The following is a 14,552-nucleotide window of genomic DNA, read 5'->3' as shown; positions in this document are numbered from 1 at the left end:
CAGGACGAACGGAGCTTGGGAGTCATTGATAGAAGGAACCCATCAATTACATTGAAACCATGTACTAGGTCAGATGCGGAACTTATTGCGGAATAATTTCTTAGTGGTTAATTGAAGCTCATGATGCGCATGTTAAGAATTGTGTTCTGTTAGTTGTTTTTGTGAGTATTTCCCGAAGCTGGCTGTCTTTTTTGGCAATTGCTTGATTCATATCAATCTTAAGGGTTGATAATGTTTGTTTTTATTTGCAATATTTTGTCGACAAGAGGGCATTTGTTGAGTTCTTTATTTTTAATAAACGACTATGCCTTAATTAATAAATATTAATCTGCGTAAAGCAGGTGGAAGTAGCCATTATGAGAAAATCATTGCTTGGGGAATGTCTTGCCGAGTTTATAGGCACAGGTCTTCTTATTTTCTTTGGTGTGGGTTGTGTCGCGGCGCTCGTTCTGGCTGGTGTTGATTTTGGTCAGTGGGAAGTGTCCATCGTCTGGGGGCTTGGTGTTGCCATTGCCATCTATGTTACCGGCGGCATTTCCGGTGCTCACCTGAATCCGGCAGTCACGCTTGCATTAACTGTTTTTAAAGGCTTCGACAAACACAAGGTCGTGCCCTTTATTGTTGCCCAGGTGTTGGGTGCTTTCTGTTCTGCGGCCCTGGTTTACTTCCTGTACAGTGGCTTATTCGCTGATTATGAGTTGACCCATCATATTGTTCGTGGCTCTGAGGAGAGTCTGGCCACAGCGGGTATTTTCTCGACATATGCCAACCCGGCACTGACTAACCTGCAGGCCTTCGCTGTCGAGTTTGTCATCACCGCTGTGCTCATGGGCGGAATTCTGGCTATCGGTGATGAAAATAATGGTGTTTCCAACGGTGCGCTTTCTGCCCTTCTCATCGGTATTCTTATTGCTGTTATCGGTGCCTCTTTCGGCCCTCTGACCGGTTTTGCCATGAACCCGGCACGGGATTTTGGCCCGAAACTCTTTGCCTTTTTTGCAGGCTGGGGCGAAGTGGCGCTGACGGGTGCACGAGCCAACCCCTATTTCTGGGTACCGATTGTTGCGCCTGTCTGTGGTGCCATGACCGGTGCGTGGCTTTACATCAATGTGCTGGGTAAGCAGGTGGAGCCTGTTGACTGCGCAACACCTGATTGTGAAATCAAAACCGTCTGATTGTTTATTAGCCGCTTTTTGTGAATTTTGTGAGTTTTGTGAGAAGGCAGGGCCCCCTGCCAATTAAGGAATCAAGGACAAAAGAATGACCACTGAAAAGAAATACATTGTTTCTCTTGACCAGGGTACAACCAGTTCACGGGCCATTATTTTTAACCATGATGGTGAAATCGTAGGGACTTCTCAGCGAGAGTTTACCCAGCACTATCCCCAACCCGGCTGGGTTGAGCACAACCCGATGGAGATCTGGGCGACCCAGAGTTCGGTTCTGACCGAGGTGCTGGCAAAAACCAATATTCGCCCGGATGAGGTGGCTGCACTTGGTATCACCAATCAGCGTGAAACCACTGTTGTCTGGGATAAAACTACCGGTCAGCCGGTCTATAACGCCATTGTATGGCAATGCCGTCGTACAACGGAGATCTGCGAACAATTAAAAAAAGCCGGTCTGGAAAGTCATATCCGTGAAACCACCGGTCTGGTTCTGGACGCCTATTTCTCTGGCACAAAAATCAAGTGGATTCTTGATAACGTCGAAGGTGCCCGTGAAAGTGCCGAGAAAGGTGACCTGTTGTTCGGTACCGTGGATACCTGGCTGACCTGGAAGCTCACCAATGGCCGCGCCCATGTGACGGATGTAACCAACGCTTCACGGACCATGCTGTTTGATATCAACCGTCTGGAGTGGGATGACACCATTTTGCAGACGCTGGATATTCCGCGCAGCATGCTGCCTGAAGTGAAGTCCAGCTCGGAAGTGTATGGCAAGACCAACATCGGTGGTGAAGGCGGCACCCGGATTCCGGTGGCTGGTATGGCAGGTGATCAGCAGGCTGCCCTGTTTGGTCAGATGTGCCATGAGAAAGGCATGGCCAAGAACACCTATGGTACAGGCTGCTTCCTGTTGATGAATACCGGTGAGGCTCCAGTGAAGTCTGAAAATGGTCTTTTAACGACCATTGCCTTTGGTATTGATGGCAAGGTGCATTATGCCCTGGAAGGCTCTGTCTTTATGGGTGGGGCTTCTGTTCAGTGGCTTCGTGATGAGCTTGGCCTGGTTCGTGATGCGGCAGATACCGAATATTTTGCCGGCAAAGTAAAAGACACCAATGGTGTATATGTCGTACCGGGCTTTGTTGGCCTGGGAGCGCCCTACTGGGATCCTTATGCCCGTGGTGCCATTTTCGGTCTGACCCGTGGTGCCAACCGTAACCATATTGTGCGTGCCACGCTGGAAGCCATTGCTTACCAGTCCCGTGATCTGATTGAAGCGATGCAGCAGGATGCCGGTATCGAAATGAAACAGCTGCGTGTGGATGGTGGTGCTGTTGCCAATAACTTTCTGATGCAGTTCCAGTCAGATATTTTGAATAAAGAAGTGGTTCGTCCAACGGTGACGGAGTCAACAGCAGCGGGTTCTGCTTATCTGGCAGGTCTTGCCGTTGGTTTCTGGAAGAGCATTGATGAGCTTAAGGGCAAGGTAGGCGTTGATCGTGTTTATACTCCGGTGATGGATGATGAGCAGCGCACAGAGTTGTACAAAGGCTGGAAGAAAGCCGTAGAACGCAGCCTGAAATGGGAAGACCAGGAATAAACGGAAGTGTTCACGGGCTCAGGGTGCATTTGCTACCCTGAGCACTGCTTTGGCTAATGTGTGGAGTCTGTGCTCGATATATACAACTGTAGCCTTATAAATCAAACCTTGTTTCGCAGCATTCCTGCCCTTTTGGGAAGATTCTTTCCGTCCTCCATAACCACAGTTAACTTTTCATCACTCAACACTGACCGATAGTGCCTGTGCAAGATTGCCTGTGGATTATCAAAGTTGGCCAAAGTTTTCGGCATACAGGTAAATAGGTAATCCCACTAACAAGTGTTGTTAATTACCACTTTGTCAAAAAATCACTTACTATGTGTGCCCTGATTTATAAGAAGGGCTTCTGAGACAGGCTGCCTGCACGGGGTTTCCATCTTATGAAACAGTTCAATATGCCTGAATTTTTGGTGTGAGAATGATGTCGTTTGTTGTCGGTTCCTGTGATCTTGTCAATGTACAAATCAGGTAAGAACGTTGGTCGTTTTCACAGTAAAAGTTCCAGCATTGTTGATTGGGGTAAGCACTCTGAACTGGCTCCTTGTATCCGGTTCAGGAGCGCTAGTGCAGCTGAGCGTTGCTACCCATACCGTTCGTACTGAGCTTGTCGAAGTACGGTGGCACCATCCTTCGACAAGCTCAGGATGAACGGGGTGTAAGGGTATTAACGCTTTTCTGCACTAGGAGCTGTCGGACTTAAGCGTCCGTAGCGAGGATTGCGAGAAATTGAGGATAAAAATTTCTGCTTCTGAGGAGAATAGCGGGGCTATTTGACGAAGAAGCAGGAATTTTTAGACCAATTTATCGCAACCGCAGTAGGACAGTCTTAAGTCCGACAGGCTCCTGGGTGCTGATGCACTGAATGAAAAGTCTATTAATTTAGCTTCCGGTGACCGTTATGCGCATAGGGATCCCTGGAGAGGTCCAGGAAAACGAGAATCGTGTTGCTGCAACGCCCGAGACAGTGGGCAAGTTGCAGAAGCTCGGTTTTGACGTCGTCATTGAACGAGGTGCAGGGGTAAAAGCGAGCTTTGGGGATGAAGCATTTACTCAGGCTGGTGCCCGGGTCGTTGATCGTGATGAAGTCTGGAATTCAGACATTATTCTCAAGGTGAACGCGCCCATTGATGATGAAATTGCACTGCTAAAAGATGGTGCTACCCTGGCCAGCTTCATCTGGCCAGCCCAGAATGAAGCACTGATGAATAAGCTTAGCCAGCGTAATGTGAACATTCTGGCAATGGACAGCGTACCGCGCCTGTCTCGCTCACAGTCCCTGGATGCCCTGAGTTCAATGGCCAATATTGGTGGCTATCGTGCGGTGGTTGAGGCATCCCACGAGTTTGGCCGCTTCTTTAATGGCCAGATCACGGCGGCTGGTAAAATTCCGCCAGCCAAGGTGCTGGTCATTGGTGCCGGTGTTGCTGGCCTGGCTGCCCTGGGTGCAGCGGGCAGTATGGGTGCCATTGTGCGTGCCTTCGATACCCGGCCTGAAGTCAAAGAGCAGGTTGAGAGTATGGGGGCGGAGTTCCTCGAGCTTGACTATGAAGAAGAACAGGACTCTTCCGATGGTTATGCGAAAGAGATGAGCCAGGCGTTTATTGATGCTGAGATGGCGCTCTTTATGGAGCAGGCCAGAGACGTTGATATCATCATCACCACGGCGCTTATTCCCGGTAAACCGGCACCAAAGCTGATCACCGAAGAAATGGTCAAGGCCATGAAGCCCGGCAGTGTTATTGTCGATCTGGCTGCTCAGACCGGTGGTAACTGTGCATGTACCGTCAAGGACCAGATCACTGTCGCCCATGGCGTAAAAGTGATCGGTTATACCGATCTGCCAAGCCGTCTGCCTACCCAGTCATCGCAACTATACGGCACTAACCTGGTGAATCTGCTGAAGCTGCTCTGTCCAAACAAGGATGGGCAGATTGATATCAACTTTGATGATGAAGTGATCCGTGGCCTGACCGTGATCCGTGACGGCAGCATCACCTGGCCACCACCCCCGGTGAAAGTCAGTGCAGCCCCGGCTGCCGGGCCGGAACCGGTGGTGGCTAAAGAGCCCGAGCAGGAAGCAAAGGCCAGGCCCTGGCTGAAGCCGGTACTGATGGCTGTCGGTGCTGTCCTCTTTGGTTGTGTGGCTAACTCTGCCCCCGGCAGTTTCCTGGAACATTTCACCGTTTTTGTCCTCGCTTCCATCGTCGGCTATTACGTTATCTGGAATGTGACGTCTGCGCTGCATACGCCATTGATGAGTGTTACCAACGCTATCAGCGGCATTGTGGTGGTTGGCGGTCTGGTCCAGATGGGCAGTGACAACAATATCGTACTTGCCCTGTCGGATATTGCCATCACGGTCGCTGTCATCAATATTGTTGGTGGATTCGCTGTTACCCAGCGGATGCTCAAGATGTTCCGTCTGGATTAACAGGAGTCGCTCGCAATGTCTGAAGGATTACTGGTAGCGGCTTATCTGGTCGCTGCATTAATGTTTGTTATGAGTCTTGCCGGGCTTAGCCGACAGGATACGGCAAAAAACGGCAATATCTACGGCATCACCGGGATGGTGGTGGCCGTTCTGGCCACCCTGGCACATGCCCATATTGCCGGTATTACTCTGGTAACGCTCTGCATGATAGTGGGTGCGGGTGTTGGTCTTTATCTGGCGATTAAAGTCCAGATGACGGAAATGCCACAGCTGGTGGCCATTCTGAACGGCTTTGGTGGTCTGGCCGCCGTACTGATTGGTTTTGCCAGTGCGCTGGAAGCCAATGACTCACTGGCTGGTCAGTTGAAAGACCTGGTCATGTCCGCTGAGCAGTTGATTCACAGCTCGGAAATCTTTATCGGGATTATTATTGGTGCGGTGACGTTCAGTGGCTCGGTGGTGGCGGCGTTGAAGCTTCATGGCAAGATTTCCAGCCGTCCGGTATCACTGCCCGGTAAGCACTGGACCAACCTGGCTATCCTTGGCCTGGCAGTGTTGATGGGTGTTGTCTATGTACAGCAGCACAGTATTCTGGCCCTGGTGCTGGTCACTCTGCTGGCCTTTGCCTTTGGTATCACCCTGGTGCTGGGTATTGGCGGTGCCGATATGCCGGTGGTGGTCTCCATGCTGAACGCTTACTCAGGTCTGGCGGCGGCCATGACTGGCTTTATGCTGGGCAACAACCTGCTGATCATTACCGGTGCCATGGTGGGTTCTTCCGGTGCCATCCTCTCTTACCTGATGTGCGCAGCCATGAATCGGTCGTTTATTTCGGTGATTCTGGGTGGCTTTGGCACCGCAGAGGGGACGATCGTCGAAGGTGGTGATCAGGGTGACTATACCGAAGTCAGCGCAGAAGACGTTGCGGAACAGCTGAAGAACTCCGCCAGTGTTATTATCACGCCTGGCTATGGTATGGCGGTTGCCCAGGCTCAGCACCCGGTTCGTGACCTGGTCAAGAAGCTGCGGGACCGTGGGATCAAAGTTCGTTTCGGTATCCACCCGGTGGCCGGTCGTCTGCCGGGCCATATGAATGTACTGCTGGCTGAGGCAAAGGTGCCTTATGACATCGTGGAAGAGATGGATGAAATCAACGATGACTTTGCCGATACCGATACGGTTCTGGTGATCGGTGCCAACGACACGGTGAACCCGGCGGCGGCTGAAGATCCCAACAGCCCTATTGCCGGCATGCCGGTATTGCGGGTCTGGGAAGCCGGAGAAGTGATCGTCTTCAAACGCTCGATGGCGACCGGCTATGCGGGTGTCCAGAACCCACTGTTCTTCCGTGACAACAGCCGTATGCTGTTTGGTGATGCCACCGACAGCGTTGAGCAGATTCTCAAACAGTTTTGATATTCCCTTCTTTCCGGCTGGCAGCAAGCGCTGTCAGCCAGGAACGCTCAGTAATCCCGGTACTATTAAAAATAAAAAACAATCATTCTTATTTGCATCTACATTTGTATTCCGAATCCTGTAACCTCGGAAACTTTGAAATGCACTCTGTACTTACTTCCTGCGTAACCATGACACCACCGTCTGATTCGGCTGCCACTGATAGTGGCCATATCCCGGAGGGTTCGTGGTGGTCGGGTATCTGGAATGTCAGTAAGACAGTGGCTAAATCCTTTCATCCGGACTTTGACCCCGGGCAACGCAGTGATCAGTCGGGTGGCCCATGGATACAGCTGGAAATTCAACCTAAAGAGCTGGCCCTGCGTCTGGCCCAGAAAGCCATACCCGCCGATAGCTACTTCAATACCATTAACCAGGTGGCTATGGCCTGTCTGGCGCTGGCCAGCCTGCCGGGTTGTGGGGGCCAGACGTCGCAAGACCACAATCCGGGAACCAGTAAAGAACCGCCTGGCACTGCTACATCAACCTCACCATCGACCAATACTGCAATGCCATCGTCATCGTCATCGGCGTCAAGTTCTCAGCCGACCAGCCCAATGACTTTTTCGCCGTCTTCGACAGTTTCACAATCATCCAGTCCTGCAACGTCAACGCTATCAAGCTCAGAGCTGGAAAGTGGCGGCACTTCATCATCGGCTTCGGCAATGTCAGAATCGATCAGTCTGACGTCATCACCCATGCTGTCAAATGCACAGTCTTCGTCACCGACTTCGACAATTTCAAAATCGAGCAGAATGCCTTCGCCGAGTCGGTCAAGCCCACAGTCTGCCAGTTCACTGGCTTCGACAACGATGCTAACCACTGAAAGTCCTGATGTTTCCACCACAGCTTACAGAGGCCAGGCTACAACTGAACTTTTATCTTCACCTCTGGATAGACCGGTCAACAGCACGGCAACCCCGACTGCCACAAGCAGCCCTGATTCCCCGAGCTACCCATTGAGTACAAAAACATCGTTCCCGGTGAGTCCGTCAAGTTCACAGTTGAAAAGTAGACAAACTACGTCGTCTATAATCGATTCAGAATTGACCCACTCTGCAACGCCAGCACTATCAAGTTCACATCAGGAAAGTGTCGGCATTTCATCGTCGGCTTCGGCAATGTCAGAATCGATCAGTCTGACGTCATCATCCATGCCATCAAGTGCACAGTCTTCGTCACCGACTTCGACAATTTCAAAATCGAGCAGAATGCCTTCGCCGAGTCGGTCAAGCCCACAGTCTGCCAGTTCACTGGCTTCGACAACGATGCTAACCACTGAAAGTCCTGATGTTTCCACCACTGCTTACAGAGGCCAGGCTACAACTGAACTTTTATCTTCACCTCTATCTTCATCTCTGGATAGACCGGCCAACAGCACGGCAACCCCGACTGCCACAAGCAGCCCTGATTCCCCGAGCTACCCATTGAGTACAAAAACATCGTTCCCGGTGAGACCGTCAAGTTCACATTTGGAAAGTACACTCACTTCGTCGTCTTCGATCAATTCAGATTTGACCCACCCTGCAATGTCAACACCAGCACTATCAAGCTCAGAGCTGGAAAGTGTTGTCACTTCATCGTCGGCTTCGACAATTTCAGAATTGGCCAGTTCTGCAACGCTAACTCGAGTGCTATCAAGCTCACGGCAGGAAAGTGTCGGCACTTCGTCTTTGTCTCCGACAATTACGGAATTGACCAGTTCTCCTGCTTTATCGCCAACGCTAACATCTTCAGAATCGTCGAGTTCAGCTGTTTCGCCTTCGACTTTCCCAACATCACAACCGACCAGTTCGGCAACCACCCCGCCGGGGTGCAGGGGCGAGCCGATTCCTGTTCGGAGCAGTGCTGACCTGGCCAGAATCAGGATAGGGAATGAGCAAGGCTATCTACCCAATTGTACCTATATACAGGAGGCTCATTTTGATGCTGGCAACCACTCAGCCATCCCGTACTTCACTGGTGAATACAACGGTAACGGTAAGAGAATTAGCAACCTGGATAGCTGCCTCTTCTCGACGTTGGGGCAGGGGGGGATAGTTCGTAACCTGGTGGTCGAAAAAGCCGATATACGTATCACTAGCTTTGGTTCTAAGGGCCTTGTCACCTGTAAAGCCGACAAAGGCGCACTGTTGAAAAATAACACCGTGGAACATTCTATTATCACTGTGGTGCATGACGGCAGCAATGCTTTGAGGCTGGGAATGCTGGCGGGTGAGACCGTCGGCGCAAAACTGGAGGGTAACCAGGTCAGGCACTCGAAGATGATCGCAGATGTTCGATACGATACAAACAAAAATTACAAATTTAAACAACCGGCATTTGCAGCAATATTGACCGGAGTAGCCAGTGGGGATGCCTCCCTTGACAGCAACTCGATTGACTATTGCCGGATCACAGCAGAACCTTCAGACAAAACTCCTCAGAAGTTACACATTGGCTGGATGGCTGCGAAAATGGAAGGAGTCACTGTTAGCAACTCAAGACTCACCAATAACTGGCTGGTAGGCAAAACGCTTGAGGTTGTTGCAGGTGGTGTTGCAGCTGATGCGAAAGACACAACTATAGAGGATACCCTTGCCATCAATAACAACCTGCTTGTGCAGAGACCTGGGACAATAGATCCAATGATTGCGGTAGTTGTTGCCAACGCAGATAAATGCACTATTAGCAATACCACTGCTATCAACAACATATTGAAATCCGAAGGGGCTCGTGGGGGTTTCTTTCGCCCAGTATCCGATACGGGCATTGTAACAGTACACTGTGATGGAAGCACAATCGAAAATACTTTGGCCAAAGGTGGTCAATTGTCCGCCGAGGGGCGGGTAGCTGTTGCCGCTACCTTCGCTAGTAATGATTGTGTGATCCGTAACACCACTGCCAGGCAGGTCAACATTTCCTCCAGGTATTCAACCCATACTAGAGGTGCTGTGGCAATTGCTGCGGCTGAATCTAAGTTTGAAGGGGAGAACATAGAGATTAGCCAGACAACCGCTATCGATTGTAAGATATTCGCTGAAGGAAGAGGTCTCTATGCTATAAAGGGCTATGCTGCAGTGGGAGTTGGCTATCTACACAGGGCTAATGTAAAAATCACCGATACCACTGCCTGCAACAGTGAGATCAAGGGCAATTACGCAGGCATAGCCGCTGGCGACACTGCTTATCCATTTACTCGCACCTATGCCTGTAACACCAAACTGACCAGGACTGGTGGTAGGCGTAGCAGGATGGAAATTCCTGTTTGTAATAAGGCAAAATGCTCGACGGTAAGCAGTGATGCTCCAACCACACGACTCACCACAACCACCACTACAGCCGCCAGCGTTCCAACAACAGTTGACGAATTATCTTCATCCACACGTCTCGCCACAACTACTACAGTCGGCAGCGCTCAAACAACAGATGACGTATTATCTTCACCTCTGGAAACACATGGCAACAGCACTGTAACCCTGGCTACCACAGACAGCCCCGATTACCGGAACTACTCACCGAGCGCAAAAACATCGTTATCGACGAGCCTGTCAAGTTCACCGGATTCTTTATCGGTTAACACAATCGATAACGGCAATACTTCATCGCTCCTTAACACCGACGAAGTGGATGCAGGCATTCCGTTACCTGCCCTGGCCGGAGGGGTAGTAGCGGGCATTCTCACCGGTGGCGTTGTGCTGTATACCAGCTACGAGTGGTACCAGGGCTATAAGGGAGGGTTAAGGGGCAAAGAGTTAGTCCTGCGGCCCATTACCCGGATCAAAGATGCGATTTTCTGCCATGCACCCGCTATGGGGTACAAACGGGATAGCATGGAACTGGTTTCTTTGCGGTCGATTGATGTCTGACAGTGAATCCAGAACCGGCAGCCCGCCATCAAACGTCAGATTAATGAGGATAAACATTGAAAGCATACACGCATCCCGTCTGGTCCGAGCATAGCGCCCGTCCGGGCGACCCCATGGTGAGGGTGGTGAAAATCAAGAATAACCATTCCGTTTTGTGAGGTGAGTCTATTCTCGGACTGCCTCCGATTATCCAACGGTTAACATTGCAGTGGGATGATGCCGTTGAATTTCCCATTCGGGTAATGTCTTTCTCCAATCCTTAAGTTTCAACGGATCCCAGACATTGATTTTCCAGTACACTTTATTACTTATCCATAAACAGAGTTTCATAACGTTGATCATGAAGTTTTTGAGTTTGGCTTTAAAGCCTTCCCAGCGAGCACGACGGCTGGCGTATTGCTCATAGGCTTCGCCTGTTTTGGCTAAATCTGCCCTGCTTGCCGATGCCAGCTTTCTGCCAAGTTTGGCACCTACCACCAGAAAGTTATTCAACGAGCGGTAATAGGGAAGTGATGTGGCGGCATCTCCGGCGATGCAGATAAGCTTGCCGGATGGCGTGACATGGTGAACTTTTCGGGCATGAAAAATAGACAGGGTATGGGGCGTCAATTCTTCAGTGTCAGCAATGAGGGTTTCCTGGCAGTATTGCTGCTTTATCGCCTGCCAGTTTTTTATTTTTTCTTTCAGGCTATCCCTTACTTTACTGTCGGAGAGCTTTGCGGCATGGCCAAGGTTGTAGCCAGACAGACTCTCGAACTCTGCTTTCGAAATAAAAAAGTCGATGGTGACCTCATTGGTCTGTTCATTGAGTGGGCGAATTCTCTCTTCGACCGGTGATAACATCAGTTTGAAGGTTGCATAAACATAGCGGGAAAGATTGAGCCAGCCACTGGCCAGCTTTTTCGTTGGGCCCTTGACCTGGTATTTTACCCTGACTCGATATTGCAGGTCTTTTTTTGAGGTAAACTCACTGTCTTCATCGGTTGATGACAGTTCGGAGAAGGCAATATCTTCTCCCTGGTAGCCGGGGTTATCTGCCATTTTCAGTAACGCTTTTCTACTTTTTGAATGTGCGCCATCGGCACAGACAAGGGCATCAAACAGGGCTTCTCCTGATGTAAACGTTACTTTACCATCGCCAATGGCAACCACTTCATAATCACTGCCAGCGTGCAGGGTGATGCCCATTCGTTGGGCAATTAACTTCAGATCGGTTTCAAGCTCTTTACAACTGATATGACCATGCTGCCTGCGGATTTTATCTCTAAGCTGCGCCATTCCCTGTGTTAACACCGGATGGTCATAACTCTTCAGTGATCTGAAGCAGTGATCATCAATGTGAACTGTGTGATTTCGAGCGTATTCTGCTCTCTTTTCAAACATTTCTATATCCGTATCAGGCTGCCCTGCCTTCAATTGCAATGCATTGTAAAGGGCAATAGGGCCCATTCCCACGTAGGCTACTTTGAGGGCTCGATGATTCAGAGGCTGGCCTGTCTTTGGCATTTGTTCAGTGGAATTTTTCCTGTCGTTCGCCAACCCCTGTGACACCGCTATTTCAGGTGCTGGTAAAAATAAACCCGGATAGCGCTCATCCACGCCTGGTATTGCTTCCCTGATCATGACTTCTCAGCTCCTTCTGTGAAATAACTATTTGATAAAACTGAATTATCTGTTTTGGATTATGCAGTACGATGGTTCATAAAATCGAACTGTTAAAAGTTGGACACTTTTTTTAGAAAAACGTTCGTTTTAATTTTTGATTATGTTGTGAACAATCGATTCCAGGTGCTGGCGGGGAGAAAGTAAATATATGGAACTTTTTTTGATGAATTCTATCTATTGGTTTTTTACTGCCAGGTACACATCCAGAGTACCAATAATCTGCAACCCGGATTGCAGACTATATTCATGAATTAAAACATGAGGATAGTAACGAGATGAACTTATCGACAGTGCAGGGGGGTGCTTTTCCCCACACAGATGGTTCAAACCATCCAGACGAGGGCAGACCGAGCACCCGGCATGGGGCAAGAAACATCCATCAAATACCAGCGGCTGATGTAAGTGCTCAGATGCCTGGAGATAATCCAGAAGGTGCCGTGGGCAGGGAAACCGCATCAACACCAGTTGGTCGCTGTTTACTACCTTCAGGAGTACAACTGTTGGATCGAATTCGGGAGCAGATCCGTGATGAATTAAAGGACAGCAAAAAATGCACGGTGTATTGTACCCAGAGTGTGTATTCTGAAGACGCAAAAGCACGTTTCACCAGACAGGTCAGAGACAAGCTGTACCAGGAAGGGCTTGCTGATGAGGCAGCCAATGCGATCCAACGGACTATCAGGGCAAATGAAACGCCAGCTCTGGATTCATCAGATGATTACTTCTTCTTTGTGGAAAGTATTAAGATAAACGACTTTCTTGATAAATACTTTTCCGATTATGAGAGCTTATACGGTATATTTGAGGTTTCCAGACAGTATGAAGATATAAACTCCACCCATCATGATTACTGGGGAGAAGATTTCCTGGAAGAAGATTTCTGGGAAGAAGAATATTGCATTACTTTCCGTGTGCCAGAACCATTAGTCGACACCAGGTACTTTTATATAATTCCAAGAGTTGAAAATTATTGCCCCGTCGCAATGGTCGACAGGGAAAAGTATGTAGCCAATAGCATGGCGAAGTATTTCGGCGATACCCTGAATGTTTTTTGGGAAACGTTAAATGATCAGGGCAGTGACGACCGACAAAAGTTGGACAACTTGAAAGCTCTGCTCAGTCCCGCCAACTCTGTAGATGGAGTCTCCGGGCAGCCAGACGACAGCTTGCCACCAGGAGAAGAAGTGGGTTTGACTGCTGGGGAGTTCCTGACACGTATCCGTTTAAGAACGGGGAATGCGGATTGCAATGAACAGATGGAAATGCATGCAGAATACTAGTGCAGAAAAGTGTTAATACCCGTACACCCTGAGGCCTGTCGAAGGACCCATAGGGCCTAAAGGCGGAAACTCAGGACTCTAGGAGGCTGACAAAATTCACCTCCCGCCCGGCCCGGCGGGAGTATCCTTCGGTTACGGATAGGCTCCGGACATCATTTTCAGTGACTCTATCTCGTCCGCCCAGAGGGTTTCATCAATGGTTTCCAGAACCATGGGAATGCCGTCAAACCGGCTGTCAGCCATGATATAGCGGAACACCTCCCAGCCAATCTCGCCCTGACCAAGGCTGTGATGCCGGTCTTTTCGTGAGCCCAGTGCACCTTTGGAGTCATTCAGGTGCATGCCTTTCAGGTACTGAAAACCAATGACCTGCTCGAACTCGGCAAACGTTTTCTGGCAGGCGTCCTGTGTGCGAAGGTCGTAACCGGCAGCAAAAGTGTGGCAGGTATCCAGACAGACACCAACACGGCTTTTGTCGTCCACCTGATCAATGATTTCGGCGATTTCGGCAAATTGCCACCCCAGGTTGCTGCCCTGGCCTGCGGTATTTTCGATCACCGCAATCACGCCCTGAGTTTGCTCAAGGGCTATATTGATGGATTGGGCAATTTTACCCAGGCAGTCCGATACCCCGATTTTTCTCAGGTGACTGCCCGGGTGAAAGTTCAGTCGGTCAAGACCGAGCTGCATACACCGTTCCATCTCATCAATAAATGCCGCCCGGGACTTTTCCAGGGCTTCCTGCTCCGGATGACCCAGGTTGATCAGATAACTGTCGTGGGGAAGAATTTGTTGCGGTGTGAAATGATATTGCTCACAACGCTCTCTGAATAACTCGATGCTCTTCATTGACAGTGGTTTGGCCTTCCACTGTCTTTGATTTTTGGTGAACAGGGCAAAGGCGGTTGCGCCTAATTCATGAGCATTCACCGGGGCATTTTCGACACCACCGGCCGCACTGACGTGTGCTCCTATGTATTTCATTGATTGGGACTTCCTGTGGAGTTTATGGGATAAGTGCAACGGTAGGCACCATCTATAATGTGCTTGCTACAAGGTGCTTGTAATCGGGATTTTTATCCTCAATTTTATGCCATTCCTGCG

12 protein-coding genes are annotated in these 14,552 nt (G+C 49.8%); 6 read left to right on the top strand and 6 right to left on the bottom strand.

From position 1 onward, the window contains the following. Positions 1-356: 356 nt before the first annotated feature. The 4 genes from ACO6UY_RS06340 (at position 357) to pntB (ending at position 6,616) form a co-directional block, all read left to right on the top strand. Positions 357-1,175, top strand: a complete 819-nt coding sequence (locus ACO6UY_RS06340) for an MIP/aquaporin family protein (RefSeq protein ID WP_422449646.1) — start codon at positions 357-359, stop codon at positions 1,173-1,175. Between the two features lie 85 nt (positions 1,176-1,260). Then, the gene (gene glpK, locus ACO6UY_RS06335) at positions 1,261-2,769 is read left to right on the top strand and encodes a glycerol kinase GlpK (protein ID WP_422449647.1); all 1,509 of its coding nucleotides are present in this window, start codon (positions 1,261-1,263) and stop codon (positions 2,767-2,769) included. A gap of 898 nt (positions 2,770-3,667) precedes the next feature. After that, a complete protein-coding gene (locus tag ACO6UY_RS06330) occupies positions 3,668-5,200 on the top strand; it encodes a Re/Si-specific NAD(P)(+) transhydrogenase subunit alpha (protein ID WP_422489398.1) in 1,533 nt (510 codons plus the stop codon). A 15-nt stretch (positions 5,201-5,215) separates the two neighbouring features. Next, positions 5,216-6,616, top strand: a complete 1,401-nt coding sequence (gene pntB, locus ACO6UY_RS06325; protein ID WP_422449649.1) for a Re/Si-specific NAD(P)(+) transhydrogenase subunit beta — start codon at positions 5,216-5,218, stop codon at positions 6,614-6,616. A gap of 98 nt (positions 6,617-6,714) precedes the next feature. Here pntB and ACO6UY_RS06320 read toward each other — a convergent pair whose 3' ends face one another. The 4 genes from ACO6UY_RS06320 to ACO6UY_RS06305 form a co-directional block, all read right to left on the bottom strand. Beyond that, positions 6,715-7,098: a hypothetical protein gene (locus ACO6UY_RS06320; protein WP_422449650.1), complete on the bottom strand. Its 384-nt coding sequence runs from the start codon at positions 7,096-7,098 to the stop codon at positions 6,715-6,717. 98 nt (positions 7,099-7,196) lie between these two features. Further along, the gene (locus ACO6UY_RS06315; RefSeq protein ID WP_422449651.1) at positions 7,197-7,478 is read right to left on the bottom strand and encodes a hypothetical protein; all 282 of its coding nucleotides are present in this window, start codon (positions 7,476-7,478) and stop codon (positions 7,197-7,199) included. Positions 7,479-7,739: 261 nt separating this feature from the next. Then, a complete protein-coding gene (locus ACO6UY_RS06310) occupies positions 7,740-7,934 on the bottom strand; it encodes a hypothetical protein (protein ID WP_422449652.1) in 195 nt (64 codons plus the stop codon). Between the two features lie 141 nt (positions 7,935-8,075). Further along, entirely contained in the window at positions 8,076-8,459 is a 384-nt protein-coding gene (locus tag ACO6UY_RS06305; protein ID WP_422449653.1) for a hypothetical protein, read from the bottom strand. 328 nt (positions 8,460-8,787) lie between these two features. Here ACO6UY_RS06305 and ACO6UY_RS06300 point away from each other — a divergent pair, with 328 nt between their 5' ends. After that, positions 8,788-10,503, top strand: coding sequence for a hypothetical protein (locus tag ACO6UY_RS06300; RefSeq protein ID WP_422449654.1), 1,716 nt, complete (start codon positions 8,788-8,790; stop codon positions 10,501-10,503). A gap of 186 nt (positions 10,504-10,689) precedes the next feature. Here ACO6UY_RS06300 and ACO6UY_RS06295 read toward each other — a convergent pair whose 3' ends face one another. After that, entirely contained in the window at positions 10,690-12,126 is a 1,437-nt protein-coding gene (locus ACO6UY_RS06295; RefSeq protein WP_422449655.1) for a hypothetical protein, read from the bottom strand. 617 nt (positions 12,127-12,743) lie between these two features. Here ACO6UY_RS06295 and ACO6UY_RS06290 point away from each other — a divergent pair. After that, positions 12,744-13,448 carry a hypothetical protein gene (locus ACO6UY_RS06290; RefSeq protein ID WP_422489396.1) on the top strand — a complete coding sequence of 235 codons (705 nt, stop codon included), beginning with the start codon at positions 12,744-12,746 and terminating at the stop codon, positions 13,446-13,448. Positions 13,449-13,580: 132 nt separating this feature from the next. Here ACO6UY_RS06290 and nfo read toward each other — a convergent pair whose 3' ends face one another. Beyond that, positions 13,581-14,432: a deoxyribonuclease IV gene (gene nfo, locus ACO6UY_RS06285; protein WP_422449657.1), complete on the bottom strand. Its 852-nt coding sequence runs from the start codon at positions 14,430-14,432 to the stop codon at positions 13,581-13,583. Positions 14,433-14,552 lie beyond the last annotated feature (120 nt).

It is taken from the genome of Endozoicomonas sp. ALE010 (genome assembly GCF_049310165.1).
Lineage (GTDB): Bacteria > Pseudomonadota > Gammaproteobacteria > Pseudomonadales > Endozoicomonadaceae > Endozoicomonas.
The sequence above is the reverse complement of the archived record's forward strand: the minus strand, read 5'-3'. Positions and strand labels throughout refer to the sequence as shown.

Excerpts from the sequence above, each read along its gene's own strand:
- ACO6UY_RS06340 (WP_422449646.1), top strand. The coding sequence starts at position 357 with ATGAGAAAATCATTGCTTGGGGAATGTCTTGCCGAGTTTATAGGCACA.
- glpK (WP_422449647.1), top strand. The coding sequence starts at position 1,261 with ATGACCACTGAAAAGAAATACATTGTTTCTCTTGACCAGGGTACAACC.
- ACO6UY_RS06330 (WP_422489398.1), top strand. The coding sequence starts at position 3,668 with ATGCGCATAGGGATCCCTGGAGAGGTCCAGGAAAACGAGAATCGTGTT.
- pntB (WP_422449649.1), top strand. The coding sequence starts at position 5,216 with ATGTCTGAAGGATTACTGGTAGCGGCTTATCTGGTCGCTGCATTAATG.
- ACO6UY_RS06295 (WP_422449655.1), bottom strand. The coding sequence starts at position 12,126 with ATGATCAGGGAAGCAATACCAGGCGTGGATGAGCGCTATCCGGGTTTA.
- nfo (WP_422449657.1), bottom strand. The coding sequence starts at position 14,432 with ATGAAATACATAGGAGCACACGTCAGTGCGGCCGGTGGTGTCGAAAAT.